The organism is Aliifodinibius sp. S!AR15-10, from assembly GCF_031569985.1.
Taxonomy (GTDB): domain Bacteria; phylum Bacteroidota; class Rhodothermia; order Balneolales; family Balneolaceae; genus JAMQKA01.
This window is the reverse complement of the sequence record NZ_JAMQKA010000026.1, coordinates 48,016-65,371: the sequence shown is the minus strand read 5'-3', so window position 1 is coordinate 65,371 and position 17,356 is coordinate 48,016. Positions and strand designations below refer to the sequence as shown.

The window sequence follows — 17,356 nt, the reverse complement described above, 5'->3', positions numbered from 1 at the left end:
CTTCAAAGTTACAACATTATTGCGGCTAGTACGAAATCTGCAAGCAGAACATAAATACAACTTAAAACGGTTGCTTGCGTGGTGCTAGTACCCACTCCCTCCGCACCGCCGGTTGCAAAATACCCTTTATAGCAGGAGACAGAGGTGATGACATACCCGAAAACAAACGCCTTCAGCAACCCAAAAGAGACATCCCAGGGATAGAAAAATTCCCGGGCGCCCTGCATGTACTCAGAGGCCGGTACGGCACCGGATACCACGGCGGCCACCAAGCCACCTGCAATTCCAGACGCTGCGGCGACGATATAGAGTATCGGAAACATAATCAGCCCTGCCAGTACACGGGGAACAACAAGAAATGATACAGAGTTGAAGCCCATCGACTCCAGCGCGTCAATCTGTTCGCTCACGCGCATGGTGCCCAGCTCAGTGGCAATACGGGCTCCCACTTTCCCCGCAAGCACCAAGCTGGTGATAACGGCTGCCAGCTCGATTAGTATCGATTCCGACACAATAGCCCCGATAACGGACTGCGGAACATAGGCAATTTCAAGCTGATAGGCCGTCTGCAATGTCATCACGGCACCGGTAAAAACGCCTGTTAAAAGCACAATCGGGAGCGACTCGTACCCGATCTTTACCAGTTCATTCATGAGGTTGCGTTTATAATTATTGTACTCATAGGAGGAGCGAAGTGCGCGGTACAGCAGCAATCCGTATTGTCCCAGTTTCTGTAGAGCTTCCATGCTGGCGTATCTGTTTATATTTTATAGATCTGGAAACTATTAAATTTAAGGCTGGTTTTCATTTCATGCGCTTTATTTTTCAACTATATTGTCAACCTATTTAAAAACAACCTCTTTTACCCGTTGAGAAGTTTCTATAACGACATTCTGGACAACATTGTCGCTTTCCGAATTCTCGGTGCTACAGGGGTACTGTTAATCGTTTTCGGTCTGGGGTCGATAGGGTATCATTTTATTGAAGGAATGAATTTCTTCGATGGATTTTACATGACCTTCATTACGATTACCACGATCGGGTTTTCGGAGCTCAAGAACCTTACCGATGGAGGCCGGATATTGACAATGGTGTTATTCGTGATGGGTATCGGGGTTATCTCTTATATTGCGTCACAGACCACCCAGCTAATTTTTGAAAGTGAACTTTTCAGAAAACGTGCTATGAAGAAACAGTTGGAAAAAATGAAAAACCACTACATTATTTGTGGATACGGCCGCATCGGGCACCGGATAGGCCAGGTGCTGAAAGATGCCGACATCCCCATTGTAGTAGTGGAGAACAGAGATTCCAGCATAGAGCGGATACGGGACGATCGCCTGCTGTATGTTGAGGGTGATGCGCAGGAGGAAAGCGTGCTCATTGAAGCGGGTATAAAACGGGCAAAGGGGTTGATCTGCACCCTCTCCCGCGACCAGGATAACGTTTTTGTAACCCTGATAGCGCGCGAACTCAACAAAAATATATTTATCCTTGTGCGTACTAATCAGCGCGCCAACACCAAGAAAATACTGCGATCCGGTGCTAATAAGGTAATTTCGCCCTATGAGGTGGGTGCCGACCGTATGGCAAATGTAATTTTGCGTCCCCATGTCGACCAGTTTATGGACCAGATACAGGGTGGGGCTCACCAGGATCATATTTTTGACGAGGTGAAAGTGTTTGAAGGAGCTGAACTTGCCGGAAAGACCCTGGCTGAGGCCCGGATACGCCAAAAATATTTCGTTGTTATTATCGCCATCATTCCTGAGGGCGATGTGAAGAATATTAAGTTTAACCCCGGCAGTGAGGACAAAATAAATGAAGGTGATTCATTAATTGTGTTGGGGGATATCGATCGTATAGAGCAGCTACGTGCGAAAGGGTGCGAGGACAACCGTACACTGGAGGAACGCGTTTCACGTCACGATTACCTTCAACACATTTACATGAAGACCTAGATTATGTTGCGTACTCCGTATTGCGTGGTGGCTAGAACTAATACGAATACGCAGTACCAGACTTGTAACGAATATCTGAATTACCAGTAACTAATAACTAACCTGCAAGATTTACCATAAACCAAGCATGATACGATATTTAACCGCAGGGGAATCACACGGCCCCCAACTGACTGGCATTATTGAAGGCATACCCGCCGGACTCCCGATCACTGAAGATGAAATTGCTCTGCACCTGGCGCGCCGACAAAAAGGATATGGCCGCGGCGGTCGCATGGCATTTGAAAAGGACAAGGCGGAGATTTTGTCGGGTGTGCGCTTTGGCAAGACAATGGGGACGCCGATTGCACTGCAGTTACCAAATCGCGCTTTCGAGAAAGATGATACCGGCTGGCCGAAAGTGATGAACAAAGAGGGCGACGGGGAAGATGTAGACCCGATAACTGTGCCGCGTCCCGGACATGCTGATCTCATCGGCGTGCAAAAGTACCGCTATGATGACATTCGTCCCGCAATTGAGCGTTCCAGTGCACGGGAAACCGCCATGCGTGTGGGGTTAAGCGCGATTGCACGGAAGCTGCTGAAACACTTTGGCATTGAAATCGGCGGCCATATCATTCGTATCGGCAGTGTGGGTTACGAGGACGAGTGGGGCGATGTGCGCGACCTTGTTGACCCGATGATGAAAGACGGAGCCGAAACGATATTTCGTGCCGCTGATGAATCGCCGGTACGCTGCCTGGATGAGGATCTCTCCGAAAAAATGCGCGAAGAGATCAAAAAATGGCGCAAAGAGGGGAGCTCGCTCGGTGGATACTGGGAGGTTGTGCTGACCGGAGTTCCGGCAGGACTCGGCAGTTTTGTGCACTGGGACCGAAAGCTGGAGGGGCAACTGGCCCAGGCCATTATGGGCACCCAGGCGATGAAAGGGGTCGAGATTGGACTCGGTTTTGAAGCAGGTCGCCGCCCCGGGCACGAAGTGCACGATGAAATTACCCATGAGGAGGGCGAATTCCGACGCCGCACCAACCGGCTCGGAGGTTTTGAAGGAGGCGTCACAACTGGTATGCCGATCATCATCCGAGGCGTTATGAAGCCAATTCCGACGATGCTCACACCGCTAAAGACCGTGGACATGAACACCAAGGAGGAGATGGACACCCGGTACGAACGCTCCGATGTGTGTGCACTGCCGCGGGCTGTAGTGGTGATTGAAAATGTTATTGCCCCGGTTATCGCCAACGCCTTCCTGGAAAAGTTTGGCGGGGATTCCGTAGAAGAGATTGAGGAGCACTACAACGCCTTTAAGGAGAATAAAAAGAGATAATTCCTGAATTCGTTTTCCCCAACTGTGGGAATATGTAATAGTGAAGGGACTCGCTCTTTGTAGCCGCCCTTCATTTAATCAAATGTTGCGCAAGATTGATTGAAAAGATGCGCACCGTTTGATCCAACGATGCGCATGATTCGAAGAAACAGTGTGCTTTATCTCCCGCTGATTACGCAGAAACCGCAGATTTGAATGCGTATTGAATCTTAATTGTAAGGGTACCGTGCACCGGGCCCAGCAATTTTAACTATACCTAATATCTGTTATCGCGAGAAGGCTTTTGATAATTTTCACACGAAGTGGTCACCTTACCACCTTTTGTTTGGCCTGTACTAGAGGTTTTGCCCTCCCGAATGGATGTTATCCCGTGGTACCACGTGTAGTGCTTCCCATGGTCGCTAAATTCTCCGCAATGATATAAACCGAGCTGAAAGTTCACCAACCAATTTTTTAATTCATCATTCCTGTTGTTCATTTTTTCATTGAAGAAAAAACGAACCCAAAAAATTCACCGACTGAGGTAAACTTGACCTGAAGGGTTCTTCGATACGCTAAAAAAATCACAGATTTTTTCTTAACGCTTCACTTCGATCCCTTCCGGGCGGTCAACTTTACCAAGGCCGGACTTCGGAGGTTGGGCTTATTGTATGAAGCCTGTTTATAAACCGGTTCGTTTTACATTGCTTACCAAAAACGGAATAGGGTGAACATAAACGCTATTATTTGCTGAAAGATTAATTTCCCCGGACACTAATGTTTCCTAATTTTTAATTCCCACCGCAGCCTCTGCCTGGATGTTACTACGGCCTTCTCGTATAATATTCAGTTCATTCAGGATACGATCAGCATTGCTGAATTCCTCCATCAGGAACAGTACGTAGCGGATATCCACATTAATGGTGCGATTCAGGTCAGGATCATAGTAGTAGTCGCCGATTACCCCCTCGTAATTGCTGTCGAATGCGATTCCCACAACTTCTCCATTCCCATTCAGAAGTGGACTCCCGGAATTGCCGCCGGTGATATCATTCGTTGTAAGCAGGTTGACAACAAGGTGCCCGGAAGGAGTGGCATAGGGAATATTGGAGGAGCCTCCCGAGTGGTTCTGGAAGTAATTTTCGAGCATTTGCGGAGCATCAAATGGCTCCTCGTCTGTGTCCTTGGCAATCATACCCTCGAAGGTTGTGTAGGGTGAATTGTAAAGGCCGTCTACGGCGGAGTAGCCTAGCACACGTCCACCGCTCAGCCGAAGCGTGAAGTTTGCATCGGGATATTCGGTGGAATCCTGTCGGAAGGCGAGCATGCCCTCCACGTAACGTTCACGTGCGGGATTCAGGTAGGCAAAATGTTGGCTATAGTTATTCCGGCTGAAATCAAAGGTGTTATAAATCTCCCAGTATAGTTTAACCACCGGATCCACAGGCTGGTCAGTAACCTCCTCAACAGGCCTGTTCAAAAAAGCTTCTGCCGAATCGGCGCTGTAGACAAGGGAGGTTTTCACTTGATTTTCAATATACTGTTGGACTGCTGCTTTTAGCTCATCCCCGGTCTTACCCTCGAAAAGCTCGATGAAAAGCATAGGTCGTTTGCCGGAGGGAAACGAGGAAAGCGAGGTAACCATCTGGTCAAGCATCATAGTCTGGGCCTCCAAGTTGGAGGAGTCCAGCATCTGGCGGTGCTGCATCAGCAGGGTATCTTTACGTCCCGAACTAAAGGAGAGGCTGTCGGGGTTGTTGAGATATTCATAGTAGGCATCGTAGAGCCCGGCCACTTGCAGCAGCGTGTTGTTATTTAATGCGTAATAGGTGCCGTAGAGTAGATCCCCCGTTTGAGAGGCGATGTTAAAAGCGGTATCCAGCTGGCTCAGCACGCGGCCATAGCGGATATTTCGGGTTGAATCGCTTTCAATCCACTGCTGGAATTCGTTTTCCCGCTCTTCTTTTCGTTCAATAATATCGTATCTGTCAAATCCATCCTGCACGCCTTTCAGGTACTTTAGTGTGTTGGCCACCGATGCGCGATCGGAGGCGTTCTCAACTTTAATTTCCTCATCCTGTTCTGCGGCATATTCCATCGCGTCCAAGATCGCCTGGAACGAATCGATCATCACCGGATTCCGAACATTGTGGTAAAAGTCAAAGGCGTAGCTGCTCTGGTATCGATAGGTGGAACCGGGAAAACCCAGTGTCATGGTGAAGTCATTCGGCTGCACGCCGTTGGCATTTATCTGGAGATGTCGGGATGGTTGAAACGGTACATTTTCTGCATTGTGAGGGCGAGCGCTGCCATCGGGTGCCACATATGCGCGCAGGAAGGCATAGTCGCCGGTGTGGCGCGGCCATTCCCAGTTGTCAATATCGCCGCCGTATTTGCCGATAGAGGAAGGCGGGGCATAGACTAGCCGTACATCCCTGATCACCCTGTAAACCGCCATGAACTGCCGGTTACCCGCCCAGTAGTCATCGATCTCTACCACCAGGTCTTCATTGCCCCCTTTGCGTTTCTGGATAAGTTTTTGGCGTACCTGCTGTTCCAGCTGGTTTTGTTTTTGGGCGTTCAGGGTGTCGGGCAGCATGGAGCTGATCTTTTCAGTCACTTCCACCTGTTCAATCGGGATGTAGAGGGAGTAACCTTCGGCCGGGATCTCCTGGGCATTGGTCTCGGCATAAAAACCTTGGTCCAGGTAGTTCTGTTTGGCCGTGCTTGCCGAGGTGATCGCATCGTAGGCCACATGATGGTTAGTCAGCAGTAAGCCCCGGGCTGAGACAAAAGAGGCTGTGCCTCCGCCGCCTTCACCGATATTCAGACGAACAATGGCTTGGTTCAGTGAGGGGGCCATTTGACTGTACATTTCATCTGATGTGAGCTTAAGACCCTTGGCGGCCATCTCGGCATGCACTGCTCCTTTGATCTGTGGAAGCAGCCACATGCCGGAATCATCGGGTGAATCTCCAAAAAGGTAGTGGTGGGTGAGGTCAGTTCCTTGGCTATTCCCGGTTTGGGTGGCTGATTGTTGTTGCTGAAGGCTGGAAGTGGTTGTGCAAGCTGTGATGAAAAGAAAGCTAAATAGTAGAGCCCATGGTCTGGTTTTGATCATATAAATAATCCTGTTAATCAAGATCGTTATCGGTTAGTCGTGTTACGTAGAAACGAGAATCCCATCGATTATCCCGCATCTGTGGAAGCTGATTTTCCCTTATTTCTTTCTCGCTCTGAATTGTAAGACATCACTAAGTCACCAGTCAAAATTCGGAATATTGAGGTGATTCAATGATTCATAAAACGATAAAACATGCCTATATTCAGAAGCTAATCAATATAAAGTACTAATTCCGAAGATATTAATTAGATTCCGTGAAATCGGATATCATCCAATTATAAATCACGTTGACATATGATTTACAAGCACAATTACTTTTATCTCTGCAAAACACCCCTTAGCGCAGAAGGTCCTGAAGATGTGGAAATTATTACGCGGGCTGAGGACAGCAAAGATTTTCCCCGTGTGTTCAAGAAGTATGAAGAGCTTCGGTCGCACGCGTTTAATGAAGACAAGCTGTACAGCATTGTCAGGGCGGATGATGTGTATGACCTGATCCGGACGGGAACAGAAAAAGAAGCCAAGGAAGCAGCATTTGACCAGGCCCAGCAGGAAATTATTACCAACTTGCAGCACCGCGTGATGCAGGATGGCGACAACGATGCCAAGGGGATACTCAAAGAAGTGCACGGTGTTGAAGAGTAACCGTTGCCAGTAAGCGTAACTTTTTTAACCTGTTTGTGATAGTATGGGTAGAAACAGGGACTTTTATATAGTCCACCAGGATAAAGATATATTTGTAGTAGACAAACCCGCCGGACTGCTTTCGGTTCCGATCCCCAATAGTAATGCCAAGAACCTTTTTGACCTTGTGGCCGATCACCTGGGGAAGCACGGGGTTCGGGTGGGCAGTGTGCACCGCATCGATCGATACACCAGCGGTTTGATGGTTTTTTCAAAGAAGGAGCGGGCCCATTACGATCTGTTTGAACAGTTCAAAAACCACACCCCGGAGCGCTGTTACCTTGCCATAGTTCGCGGCATTATAGAAGAGGATGAGGGAGAGCTCGTTCATTACCTGAAGCTTATCAAAGAGGGATTCCGTAATATTGTGGTCGATAAAGAGGAGGAGGGCGCCACATTTGCACGCTTGCGCTACAAAGTCAAGGAGCGTTTTGCCAACAATACCCTCGTGGAGGTGTACCTGGATACCGGTTTGAAAAACCAGATTCGCGTGCAGTTCAATGAAATCGGCCATCAGCTGGTTGGGGATCAACACTATGCCCCCGAGGAGAAGCAGGAACCCCTGATCAACCGACAGGCGCTGCATGCCTACCGCTTGTCGTTCAAACATCCCCGCACTGGCAAAAAGGTGACGTATGAGGCAAAAATCCCACCTGATATGCTTCGTGTTATGGACCGGTTTCGCTGGAACCGGGAAAAGCAGCAGAACAGCTGAAACGAGATCTCTTATCTTACATTTCTATCTTTGATATAGGCAGATTCTATCGGTCAAGAGGAATGATTTCCGTGCGTTTGTTGTAGAAAAATGTGAAATATTACAACAAATAATCCCAACAACGACTCATGATTAAAGAATTGAGAAACTTTGTCTGTGAACTGCTGTTCGAAATTTATGGAAAAGAGCAGTGCGACGCAGAAACAAGAGAAATCAATATTCAAAGTTAACGGAGGTATTAAAATTATGAGTGCACAACAAGGAGTCATGGATATGGAAGTAAATATTGGCATTAGCGAAAAAAACAGAAAAGAGATTGCCGAAGGGTTGGCCCATTTGCTGGCCGACTCCTATATGGTGTATCTCAAAACACATAATTATCACTGGAACGTGACAGGAGAACTGTTCCACCCGCTGCATGAGCAGTTTGAGCAGCAGTACACTGAACTGGCCGATGCCATCGATGAAATTGCGGAACGGATCCGGGCTTTGGGCCACAAGTCACCGGGCTCATTTACTGAGTTCAACGAGTTGACTTCGATTAAGGAAGATATCGAGAAGCCAAAGGCCCTGGAGATGGTACGCCGGCTGGCCATTGCCAATGAACAAGTCATCCGTACCGCACGAAAAGCATTGGATGCCCCCAAGAAGGCCGATGATGAAGCAACGATTGACCTGATAACTCAGCGTCTGCACGTCCATTCAAAAGCGGCCTGGATGTTGCGAAGTCACTTGGAAGATTAATTTTATCTCAGTCTATTAATTTAAATCAATAGGATTCAGGAGGTCATTATGGCCACACGCGAAGAATACATTGATAAACTTGAAAAACAACTTCGGGAATGGAACCAGCAGATCGATAAGCTTCAGAAGAAAGCCGAAGGGGAGTCCAACAAGGTAAAGGCGGATATCTCGAGACGGTTGGAAAAACTAAAAACAAAACGAAGCGAGCTGAAGGTAAAGCTGGACCGTATCAAAGACTCCAGTGAAGATACGTTTGAGAAAGTCAAAGAAGACGCTGAGGCACTCTGGAAGGATGTTCGCGAAGGATTCTCTGAAGTCCGTTCTATTCTAAAAGATTAGCAATATCCGGAATTCTAATTAAAGGCAGCATAATTCTGTGCTGCCTTTTATATTTTGTACAGTTTATTCAACCTAAAATAACAGGAGATAAGTAGATGGAGCAGATCAATGAGCTATGGGCGACGGTATACGAACAGTTAGCTACGTACGGGTTAAACGTAATTGGTGCTTTGGGTATCCTGATTGCGGGATGGGTTGTGGCCAATTGGCTTAGCAAGAGAGTAAAGAAATCTACTGCCAAAACAGAGAGGATTGATGACACGATCTCTCCGATTTTAGTGAAGGGCACAAAGATTGCGGTACTCATCATCACCATTTTAGCTGTGTTAAATCGGTTTGGTGTGCAAACAGCCAGTATTATTGCCGTGTTGGGTGCCATCGGGCTGGCTATTGGACTGGCACTGCAGGGAACACTTAGCAATATTGCGTCCGGTTTTATGTTGCTTTTACTCCGCCCGTTTAATGTTGGTGATGCCGTAGAGATTGGAGGTACCTCGGGTATTGTAGATGAAATAGGCCTGTTTGTTACGGAAATGCATAGTTTTAACAATGTTGCTATCACAATGCCTAATTCACAGATTTGGGGTACTAAAATTGAAAACCTCACCCGCAACGAAACCCGGCGCGTTGATATGGAAGTTGGCATCGGGTATGACGACGACATTGACAAGGCGATGAAGGTAATCAAGGAGGTATTGGATGGCGATGATCGGGTTCTGTCGGAACCAGCGCCGCTCATTGCTGTCGGTTCGCTTGGAGATAATGCCGTTATTTTGCGCGTACGTCCCTGGACGGCAACCGAAAACTATTGGCCTCTATACCATGATTTCACTAAAAAAGTGAAGCAACGATTTGACGAAGAGGATATATCGTTTCCTTATCCACAACGTGATGTTCACCTGTTCCAGGAAGGCTAAACAATTGATCGACAACTTATTTAATTGCCTGAAGCCGGTTGAAAAGACCGGCTTCTTTGTTTCTATTTATAGCAAACAGAAGAAGTTTGTAATAAATTGTATAGAAATATTATCTTATCTAAACTTAACGAGTTTTTAAATATAGCAATGGTAGACCTCTAACATTCGAAGTGGTCCACGACTGTAGTTATGAGTGAAGAAACTGAAACAATGCTTGATTTTGAATATGAAGATCAGTTCTCTTATTTGACGGAGGACGGAGATCTAATGCTAAAAGAAACCAGTCTGTTTGCGGAGCGCAAGATTGCAGAAGTAACCGACAAGGACAGCCTCTCTGAAATTGTGAATGAATACCAAGAGGCGTTTGGCCGACTAAAAGATAGGGTGGAAACCCTGCTTGAGCAGGATGAGAAGGGCACCGAGGATGTAGATGAACTGATTGAGGAGCTGAAAAATGCCCAGGCGATTGGTGATTTTGAGGATCTGTACGAACAGTTAAAAAATGTAAAGGAAAGTTTGAGTCAACCAGTCCCCGAGCAGGAAGAGACCACAGAGGAAAAGCAGGAAACGAAATCAACCGACGGCGCGGAAGAGCAACAGGCAGAAGAGACCTCAGACGAGGAGAAATCCGAAGAGGAACAGACCGGGATTGGATACTATGAAGAGATCGTTGAAAAGGCGGAATCCCTGTCCAAGCAGTCTGATTGGCCTTACGTGACCATGGAGCTTGACAACCTGGCCAACAAGTGGAATGAAGGCCCTGAGGTGGAAGGGGATGAGGTCAAGGAGCTGCTGGGACGATTCCAAGATGCCCAGGAAAAATTTGAGCAGCGCAAAGAAGAGCATTATGAGCAGCTGAACAAGCAGAAAAAAGAGAACCTGGAAAAGAAAAAAGAGCTGCTCGAAAAACTCACCGATATTGTTGAAAACAAACAATGGACCGCCACCCAGAAAGTTTCCAGCCTGAAAGGACAATGGAACAGCGTGGGTATCCTTCCCTCTGGAACGGGTGATGAGCTTGAAGAAAAATTTAATGCCCAGCTCAAAGAGTTTGATGAGCACAAGGTGGATCGCCTGGTAAGCAAGCGCCAGCAGGAAGAGGACAACCTGACCGGAAAATTGATCGTTCTGGACAAGATGGAGGATCTGGCGTCTTCGATCGACGATGATACCAACGACTGGAAAGCGGTGGACAATGAGTTTGATGATCTGACCAAGCAGTACAAGCGTATTGGTCGCGTGCCGGCTGAGAAGTCTGATGAGGTGTGGGATCGCTACAAGTCGGCCCAGGACAAGTATTACGACCAGAAGTACAAATATGACAAGAAGCACCGCCAGAAATTCGATAAGTATTACCAGAAGAAAGAGGATCTGTGCCGCAAGGCGGAGGCGTTGCTGGAAGAAGATAACCTGCCCAAAGCGGCCAAGGAACTGAATAAACTACACCGCCGGTGGAAGAAGACGGGCAACCTGCCTCAGCGTGACGAAGACAAGTTGTGGGCACGTTTTAAAGCCGCTACCGACTCGTTCAACGAATACAAGTCGGAGCACCTTGACGAGCTTAAGGAGCAGGAAGAGGCCAATTATAATAAGAAGATGGAGCTTATTGAAAAGGCCCGTGAGATTAATGATACCTCCGACTGGGATAAAGGCCACAGCAAAATGCAGAGCCTGCTTGACCAGTGGAAAAAAGTTGGACCAGTTCCACGCAACAAGTCACGCAAATTGTGGAAACAGTTTAAGGAAGCCCAGGATGTGTTCTATGAGCGGCGGAGAGAACACTTTAAGGATAGAAAAGAACAACAGAAGGAGAACTTAAAAGAGAAAGAAGAGATTCTCGAAAAATTACGAGAGCTTGGCCAGCTTGATGACCCCATTGAGGCTGTGGAACAGGCCAAACCGCTACAGGAAAAATTTAAAGAAGCCGGATACGTTCCGATAAAAAGGAAGAACGAGATTTGGAAGCGATACCGCGAGGCGTGTGATGTAATTTATGAACGGTTCCGTGCAGCGAAATCGGGCAATAAATTTGACCAGGAGTTGGCCAAGGCCGACCTCGATCCCGATCAGCGTTCCAAAATCATGGGAATTCGCAAGAAGTACAAGAAGGTGAAGCACGAGATGCATGAGCTCGAGGAAGAGGTGCTTCAGTATAAAGAATCCCGGACCTATTTTAAGTCAAGCGATGATGACAATCCGTTGTTGAATGAGATCAAGTCAAAAATTGAGAAAGTGGAAAACAGACTTCAGAAGAAGCAGGATAAGCTTGACGAGCTGGATGAACAAATAGACGATATTAGGAGAGAAGGCTAACACTGTTGCGTTACATCGGTACTGTTTGAGTATAACGGCTATTAAGTTGGCAATAATAAATATGGTTTCGGGCAAGAAATGTTTTTGATTAAACCCCTTTTGTGTGAGTAATCAGAGTTTAAATAAAAAGATATTTCTTGTATCGGAACAACCCTCCGATCTTCCTGTCTTAACCAGCGCCGTTGAGAAGCATGATTTCCGTTTGATTACAGGTGCTCAAAGCTCAAAGGAGGAGTTGGTGAGCCGCATTCGTACCAGCCACCCGGACCTCATTTTTTGGGATATACAGTCTTTCAAGCAGGATTTACTCTCCCTTGTGCGCTCCCTGCAGGATCATGCGGAGACGGAATCTATTCCGATCTGTTTCCTCAGATCTCAAAACGACAGCGCACATCAAGTTTCTGAAGAATTAAAGTCACTGGCCTATGTTTCACTGCTGGAACCAGGTTTCGGGGGGAAAGAGGTGCATTCCCTTCTTGACCGGCTCCTTAAACCAAGTGTGGCAATTAAATTTTGGGGTGTCAGAGGGTCAACGCCATGTGCCAATAAAGAGAATATTTTTTACGGCGGAAATACGACCTGTGTGCAGGTGGAGCTGCCATTTACGGATGAACTGTTGATTCTTGACAGTGGAACCGGCATCAGGAATCTGGGCAACTATTTAACAGAGTTCAGGGACAACGTGACCGGTCACATTTTTATCACTCACCCGCATTGGGATCATATACAGGGATTTCCCTTCTTTAAGCCGATCTACAATCCTGATAACCACTTTGAAATCCATATGCCACCGCAGGTTACGGGAGGGTGCAGGGAAATTTTGTCCGGCCATCTTACCAAAACATTTTTCCCTGTGACACTGGACATGTTCGATGCCAATCTAAACTATATCACCCAGCAGAGCGGCCTGACCGAATACAATGGGTATTCAATTGAATATATGAGTGCAAATCATCCCATAAATACCGCTATATACAAATTGAGGGTGGGGGGTAAAACCATAGTGTTTTGCCCGGATAATGAGCTTAAGCCGATTGAACAGAAAACAAACGCCTACTTCTATACAAAGTTCAAAGAGTTTTTAAAGGATGCCGATGTATTGATTCACGACGCTCAGTATGACAAGACTACCTATCAAAAAAGGACCGAGTGGGGACATTCGGCATGGGAGACCACGGTGGATTTTGCACTGCGATCGGGTGTGAAAAACCTGTTCCTTACGCATCATGACCCCGACTCAAACGATACGTATCTTAAGCAGCTGGACCAACAGATCCAGGAAGAATTCAGTGCAGATTTTGAGTCTGTACAGTTGGCAAAAGAGGGAGCGAAGATCCAGCTAAAGCTGGAGGAACCGATTGCCACCTAGCTCATGTCTGCTCCCTACACGAAGTTTAGCCGCGTTGCCTGCCCAATATTTCCCTGAGTGTTACTCAAATAAAAAAGCCCACTGGAGTGAGCAGTGGGCTTGAGCTCTGTCAAGAAATTAATTTTAGAGGTATATACGCACACCAAGTGCTCCGCCGATATCAAAGTCAGTGCTCGGGGCCAGGTTAAGCGTTGGGGCCAGCTCCAGGAACAGACCTACTGGCGCTTCTTCGAAAAGATAATTCATGCCAACCGGCACGCGGAGGCCAAGAACGGAGTCGTTATCCGTAAGCACAAGGCGCCCGCCAACACCATAATACACTGGGAGCTGTCCTTCTTCCACATCATCAAAAACAGTGTAGCTGTGCCACAGGTAATCAGCGTGCAGGTGCAACGCGTCATACTGTCCAAGAGACCAGGCAATGCCGCCATCGATTGCATTTCGCTGTGATTGCCAATATTTGAGGCTAATTCCGGTCGGTTCACCGATCATTAAACCCACGCCCAATTTGCCATCCTTGCTTTGAGCTGTTGCAGAATTGGTGCTAAATAGTAAAAAGAGTATCGTAATAATAAATAGTCCCGAAAAAGATTTCTTCATAAGCAGCTATCCTGTTTTATTTAGTAAGATTATCTATTTAAACAGTGTCTTTTAATGTAATTGTGATAGAAAAGTTTCGAGCAAAATAGATCTTTTTGAATGAGATCCAATTCCTATTTGTTCTCGTATTCAGTATTACATGGCAGAAACAAATAACGTTCACTAAAAAAACTAGTAAACTCTATGGAAGAAACATACTATAAGCCTGAAGACCTCAAAAAATTTGAAGACGTTGGAGAATTTGGTCCTGAGCTGGCTGAGAAATTCTTTGATTATTATGGGTCGGTATTTAAAGAAGGAGCCCTCTCCGCCAAAGAAAAGTCACTCATAGCCTTGGCCGTGTCACATGTTTTGCAATGTCCCTATTGTATCGACGCTTACTCAACCGACAGCCTGGAAAAAGGAGCTACCGAGGAACAGATGATGGAGGCCGTGCATGTGGCATCCGCTATACGAGGCGGGTCCTCACTGGTACACGGCGTGCAAATGATGAATAATGTGAAGAAAAAGACGATGTGATAGTGAAAATTCTAAATTCCAAAACACAAATATCAAACCCACGGTTTTGAATTATTCACAAACGGTGGACCTAATATTTAATTAGGTTTTTAACATGAAGTCACTCAAAGCAGAAAAGCACGAACTGGCCGATCCGGCGGTGCAGCTCGATGTCATCAACAATCACTCCGAAAAACTTAAGTTACTACCTAACTTTGAGGAGAAGCTCGAAGAAGTAGGGCTGTATCCTCTCAAGCCCACTAGTATCGAAATTTTCCAGATTAATGTGGGCTATATGTGCAATATGACCTGCAAGCACTGCCATGTGGACGCCGGACCCGACCGTGACGAAGTGATGACCCGGGAAACACTCGAGTATTGCCTGGAGGCACTCCGGGGCACAGATATTGAGACCGTGGACCTAACCGGCGGCGCCCCGGAGATGAACCCCCACTTCAAATGGTTTGTGGAGGAGGTTGCTGCGATGGGCAAGCATGTTATTGTGCGTTCAAACCTTACTATTCTCACTACGGCCCCCAAGTACCGGGAACTGCCCGAATTTTTTGCAGAACACGGGGTGGAAGTAACCTGTTCCCTCCCTTTTTACAATCGATCTCGAACCGACCGGCAACGCGGCGAGGGAACCTATGATAAGTCAATAGAAGCGCTTCAGATGCTTAATGAAGTAGGCTACGGAAAGCAGGACACCGGCCTGGAGCTGAACTTGGTATACAACCCGGTGGGGGCATTTTTACCTTCCAATCAAAAGGAAATTGAGCAGGATTTTCGAAAAGAGCTACGGCGGAAGCATAATATTGAGTTTAACAACCTGCTGGCGATTACCAACCTGCCGATCAGTCGATTCCTGGATTTCCTGCTTGTGTCAGGCAATCTCGATGAATATATGGAACGGCTGGTAACCTCCTTTAATCCCCAGGCGGCCGAGGGCGTGATGTGCCGTAATACCATCTCCGTGGGGTGGGATGGCACCCTGTACGACTGCGACTTCAACCAGATGCTTGAGATGGAGACGCACGAGGAGGTCCCCGGTCATGTGAAAAACTTTGACAAAAGACTGCTCGAGAATCGCCAGATTATGACGAACCAGCATTGTTATGGCTGCACTGCTGGCGCCGGCAGCAGCTGTGGGGGACAGACGGCGTAGGAAGACATCTTTGGGTTTCCAAAATTCACCAGAATATTATGTTTTGGGATAAGGCGTGATATTGCTCTTGAGCTTGGCTAGTTTGTACGGGTATTACGGAATCACTCTGAATGCATAAAATATATAAGAAATAAGTGGCTACCGAAGAACTCCTTATTGTTTTCGTTAAAAATCCAAGAGAAGGCAGGGTTAAGACACGTCTTGCTGAATCAGTGGGCGATAAAGAAGCACTCAGAATATATAACCAGCTGCTTCAGTATACCCTGGATATCGTAAAGCCCCTGGAGATCGATGTGCAGGTGTGGTATTCGGAGTATATTCCATTGAACGACATTTGGGACACGATTGGAGCCCAAAAACGGACGCAGGTGGGCAAGGATCTGGGTGAACGCATGAAGCATGCCTTCGACTGTGCTCTCGATGACCGCTACAACCGTGTGGCCATTATAGGTAGTGATTGCGCGGAGTTGACGACCGAGATTATCCGGGATGCATTCAATGAGTTGAAGTCTCAGGATACTGTTATCGGGCCATCAAAGGACGGCGGATATTACCTGCTGGGAATGGACGATCATTACCAGCAACTTTTCGATGATAAAGAATGGAGCTCTGAGAGTGTATATGCAGAAACCATTACTAGTATTGAGGATCTCAATCTTACATACAGCGAACTTCCCAGGCTCAATGATGTAGACACCCTGGAGGACTGGCAGGATATAAAAATACGTTTTGTGAATTCTTCGAAATGAATATCAATCCGCTTTTCTCACCAATTAACTCCTAAGCAATCTGCAGGGCGTTAATTTTGCAATTGAGTGAATTCATTTGTTAAACTCATGATCAAAAGCACTTTAATAAATAAACGATATTCAAATTAGTGTGAGAAATGCGGATTAGCGTAATCATCCCGGCCCTGAACGAAGCGGATGTAATTGGGCAGACCATCCGAGAGTTGAAAACTCGTAACGGGCAGCATGTCCATGAGATCATTGTTGCAGACGGCGGCAGCACTGATCAAACAAGAGAAATCGCTGAAACGTCGGGAGCCCGGGTAATTGAAACTGCCCGAAAAGGGCGCGCCCGCCAGATGAATGCCGGGGCAGAAGCAGCCAGTTCTGAGCTTTTCTATTTCCTGCATGCCGATTCTATCCCACCTCGAGGTTTTGATCAAACGATTATGACCGCATTGCAGGACGGCTATCCCGCCGGATGCTTCAGGCTGGCTTTTGACAGTAAACACCCGTTGCTGCGATTTTACGCCTGGTGCACCCGTTTTGATATAGACGCTTTCCGTTTTGGAGATCAAAGCCTGTTTATTACCCGCGATTTGTTCAAAAGCGTTGGCGGCTTTAACCCAAAGCTGATCGTCATGGAGGATAATGTTATGGTTAGATGCATTAAAAAAGAAGGTGGGTTTTACATTTCGCCTAAAAAAGTTATAACTTCTGCTAGGAAATACAGGGAAAACGGAGTAATCCGACTTCAGCTAATATTTGTACTCATATATACACTTTTTTTTCTTGGGGTTTCTCAAGAAACACTGGTCAGCACCTATAAAAAGCTAATTAACTCGTGATAATTACCTCGTGAGTTGGTTACTTTACGCTGTTAAGTAACCTTT

The 17,356-nt window shown here is 46.8% G+C and carries 16 protein-coding genes; 13 read left to right on the top strand and 3 right to left on the bottom strand.

Annotated features, from left to right (window positions below; genetic code table 11):
• Nucleotides 1-8: 8 nt before the first annotated feature.
• Complete coding sequence (locus NC796_RS16260) at nucleotides 9-746, bottom strand: ABC transporter permease (protein ID WP_310685883.1); 738 nt, start codon at nucleotides 744-746, stop codon at nucleotides 9-11.
• Nucleotides 747-869: 123 nt separating this feature from the next.
• Here NC796_RS16260 and NC796_RS16255 point away from each other — a divergent pair, with 123 nt between their 5' ends.
• Both NC796_RS16255 and aroC read left to right on the top strand, forming a co-directional pair.
• Nucleotides 870-1,961, top strand: a complete 1,092-nt coding sequence (locus NC796_RS16255; protein ID WP_310685882.1) for a potassium channel protein — start codon at nucleotides 870-872, stop codon at nucleotides 1,959-1,961.
• Nucleotides 1,962-2,088: 127 nt separating this feature from the next.
• The gene (gene aroC, locus NC796_RS16250; protein WP_310685881.1) at nucleotides 2,089-3,288 is read left to right on the top strand and encodes a chorismate synthase; all 1,200 of its coding nucleotides are present in this window, start codon (nucleotides 2,089-2,091) and stop codon (nucleotides 3,286-3,288) included.
• 763 nt (nucleotides 3,289-4,051) lie between these two features.
• Here aroC and NC796_RS16245 read toward each other — a convergent pair.
• Nucleotides 4,052-6,388, bottom strand: coding sequence for a S46 family peptidase (locus NC796_RS16245; RefSeq protein WP_310685879.1), 2,337 nt, complete (start codon nucleotides 6,386-6,388; stop codon nucleotides 4,052-4,054).
• A 297-nt stretch (nucleotides 6,389-6,685) separates the two neighbouring features.
• On the opposite strand from NC796_RS16245, the gene NC796_RS16240 reads away from it, so the two are divergent.
• From NC796_RS16240 to NC796_RS16210, 7 genes are all read left to right on the top strand, one after another.
• On the top strand, nucleotides 6,686-7,036 hold the full coding sequence (locus tag NC796_RS16240) for a hypothetical protein (RefSeq protein ID WP_310685877.1): 351 nt from the start codon (nucleotides 6,686-6,688) through the stop codon (nucleotides 7,034-7,036).
• A gap of 43 nt (nucleotides 7,037-7,079) precedes the next feature.
• Nucleotides 7,080-7,790, top strand: coding sequence for an RluA family pseudouridine synthase (locus NC796_RS16235; RefSeq protein ID WP_310685876.1), 711 nt, complete (start codon nucleotides 7,080-7,082; stop codon nucleotides 7,788-7,790).
• 246 nt (nucleotides 7,791-8,036) lie between these two features.
• Nucleotides 8,037-8,534: a Dps family protein gene (locus NC796_RS16230; RefSeq protein WP_310685874.1), complete on the top strand. Its 498-nt coding sequence runs from the start codon at nucleotides 8,037-8,039 to the stop codon at nucleotides 8,532-8,534.
• A gap of 48 nt (nucleotides 8,535-8,582) precedes the next feature.
• Nucleotides 8,583-8,873, top strand: a complete 291-nt coding sequence (locus tag NC796_RS16225; protein WP_310685873.1) for a hypothetical protein — start codon at nucleotides 8,583-8,585, stop codon at nucleotides 8,871-8,873.
• Nucleotides 8,874-8,968: 95 nt separating this feature from the next.
• Nucleotides 8,969-9,790: a mechanosensitive ion channel family protein gene (locus NC796_RS16220; protein ID WP_310685872.1), complete on the top strand. Its 822-nt coding sequence runs from the start codon at nucleotides 8,969-8,971 to the stop codon at nucleotides 9,788-9,790.
• Nucleotides 9,791-9,979: 189 nt separating this feature from the next.
• Nucleotides 9,980-12,103 carry a DUF349 domain-containing protein gene (locus NC796_RS16215; RefSeq protein ID WP_310685871.1) on the top strand — a complete coding sequence of 708 codons (2,124 nt, stop codon included), beginning with the start codon at nucleotides 9,980-9,982 and terminating at the stop codon, nucleotides 12,101-12,103.
• Nucleotides 12,104-12,206: 103 nt separating this feature from the next.
• Nucleotides 12,207-13,472, top strand: a complete 1,266-nt coding sequence (locus NC796_RS16210) for an MBL fold metallo-hydrolase (protein ID WP_310685869.1) — start codon at nucleotides 12,207-12,209, stop codon at nucleotides 13,470-13,472.
• A 123-nt stretch (nucleotides 13,473-13,595) separates the two neighbouring features.
• On the opposite strand, the gene NC796_RS16205 is transcribed toward NC796_RS16210, so the two are convergent.
• Nucleotides 13,596-14,072, bottom strand: coding sequence for a hypothetical protein (locus NC796_RS16205; protein WP_310685868.1), 477 nt, complete (start codon nucleotides 14,070-14,072; stop codon nucleotides 13,596-13,598).
• A 183-nt stretch (nucleotides 14,073-14,255) separates the two neighbouring features.
• Here NC796_RS16205 and NC796_RS16200 point away from each other — a divergent pair, with 183 nt between their 5' ends.
• The 4 genes from NC796_RS16200 (at nucleotide 14,256) to NC796_RS16185 (ending at nucleotide 17,311) form a co-directional block, all read left to right on the top strand.
• Nucleotides 14,256-14,591: an arsenosugar biosynthesis-associated peroxidase-like protein gene (locus tag NC796_RS16200; RefSeq protein ID WP_310685867.1), complete on the top strand. Its 336-nt coding sequence runs from the start codon at nucleotides 14,256-14,258 to the stop codon at nucleotides 14,589-14,591.
• A 94-nt stretch (nucleotides 14,592-14,685) separates the two neighbouring features.
• Nucleotides 14,686-15,735, top strand: coding sequence for an arsenosugar biosynthesis radical SAM (seleno)protein ArsS (arsS, locus tag NC796_RS16195; protein ID WP_310685865.1), 1,050 nt, complete (start codon nucleotides 14,686-14,688; stop codon nucleotides 15,733-15,735).
• Nucleotides 15,736-15,869: 134 nt separating this feature from the next.
• Entirely contained in the window at nucleotides 15,870-16,484 is a 615-nt protein-coding gene (locus tag NC796_RS16190; RefSeq protein WP_310685863.1) for a TIGR04282 family arsenosugar biosynthesis glycosyltransferase, read from the top strand.
• A gap of 137 nt (nucleotides 16,485-16,621) precedes the next feature.
• Nucleotides 16,622-17,311 (top strand): TIGR04283 family arsenosugar biosynthesis glycosyltransferase, encoded by a 690-nt coding sequence (locus tag NC796_RS16185; RefSeq protein WP_310685861.1) that lies wholly within the window; start codon nucleotides 16,622-16,624, stop codon nucleotides 17,309-17,311.
• The last annotated feature ends 45 nt before the right edge of the window (nucleotides 17,312-17,356 follow it).

What these genes read in the sequence shown, in the direction of transcription:
- NC796_RS16185 (WP_310685861.1), top strand. Translation starts at nt 16,622, where the DNA reads ATGCGGATTAGCGTAATCATCCCGGCCCTGAACGAAGCGGATGTAATT.
- NC796_RS16245 (WP_310685879.1), bottom strand. Translation starts at nt 6,388, where the DNA reads ATGATCAAAACCAGACCATGGGCTCTACTATTTAGCTTTCTTTTCATC.
- NC796_RS16235 (WP_310685876.1), top strand. Translation starts at nt 7,080, where the DNA reads ATGGGTAGAAACAGGGACTTTTATATAGTCCACCAGGATAAAGATATA.
- NC796_RS16230 (WP_310685874.1), top strand. Translation starts at nt 8,037, where the DNA reads ATGAGTGCACAACAAGGAGTCATGGATATGGAAGTAAATATTGGCATT.
- NC796_RS16215 (WP_310685871.1), top strand. Translation starts at nt 9,980, where the DNA reads ATGAGTGAAGAAACTGAAACAATGCTTGATTTTGAATATGAAGATCAG.
- NC796_RS16205 (WP_310685868.1), bottom strand. Translation starts at nt 14,072, where the DNA reads ATGAAGAAATCTTTTTCGGGACTATTTATTATTACGATACTCTTTTTA.
- NC796_RS16240 (WP_310685877.1), top strand. Translation starts at nt 6,686, where the DNA reads ATGATTTACAAGCACAATTACTTTTATCTCTGCAAAACACCCCTTAGC.
- arsS (WP_310685865.1), top strand. Translation starts at nt 14,686, where the DNA reads ATGAAGTCACTCAAAGCAGAAAAGCACGAACTGGCCGATCCGGCGGTG.
- NC796_RS16260 (WP_310685883.1), bottom strand. Translation starts at nt 746, where the DNA reads ATGGAAGCTCTACAGAAACTGGGACAATACGGATTGCTGCTGTACCGC.
- NC796_RS16220 (WP_310685872.1), top strand. Translation starts at nt 8,969, where the DNA reads ATGGAGCAGATCAATGAGCTATGGGCGACGGTATACGAACAGTTAGCT.
- NC796_RS16200 (WP_310685867.1), top strand. Translation starts at nt 14,256, where the DNA reads ATGGAAGAAACATACTATAAGCCTGAAGACCTCAAAAAATTTGAAGAC.
- NC796_RS16225 (WP_310685873.1), top strand. Translation starts at nt 8,583, where the DNA reads ATGGCCACACGCGAAGAATACATTGATAAACTTGAAAAACAACTTCGG.
- aroC (WP_310685881.1), top strand. Translation starts at nt 2,089, where the DNA reads ATGATACGATATTTAACCGCAGGGGAATCACACGGCCCCCAACTGACT.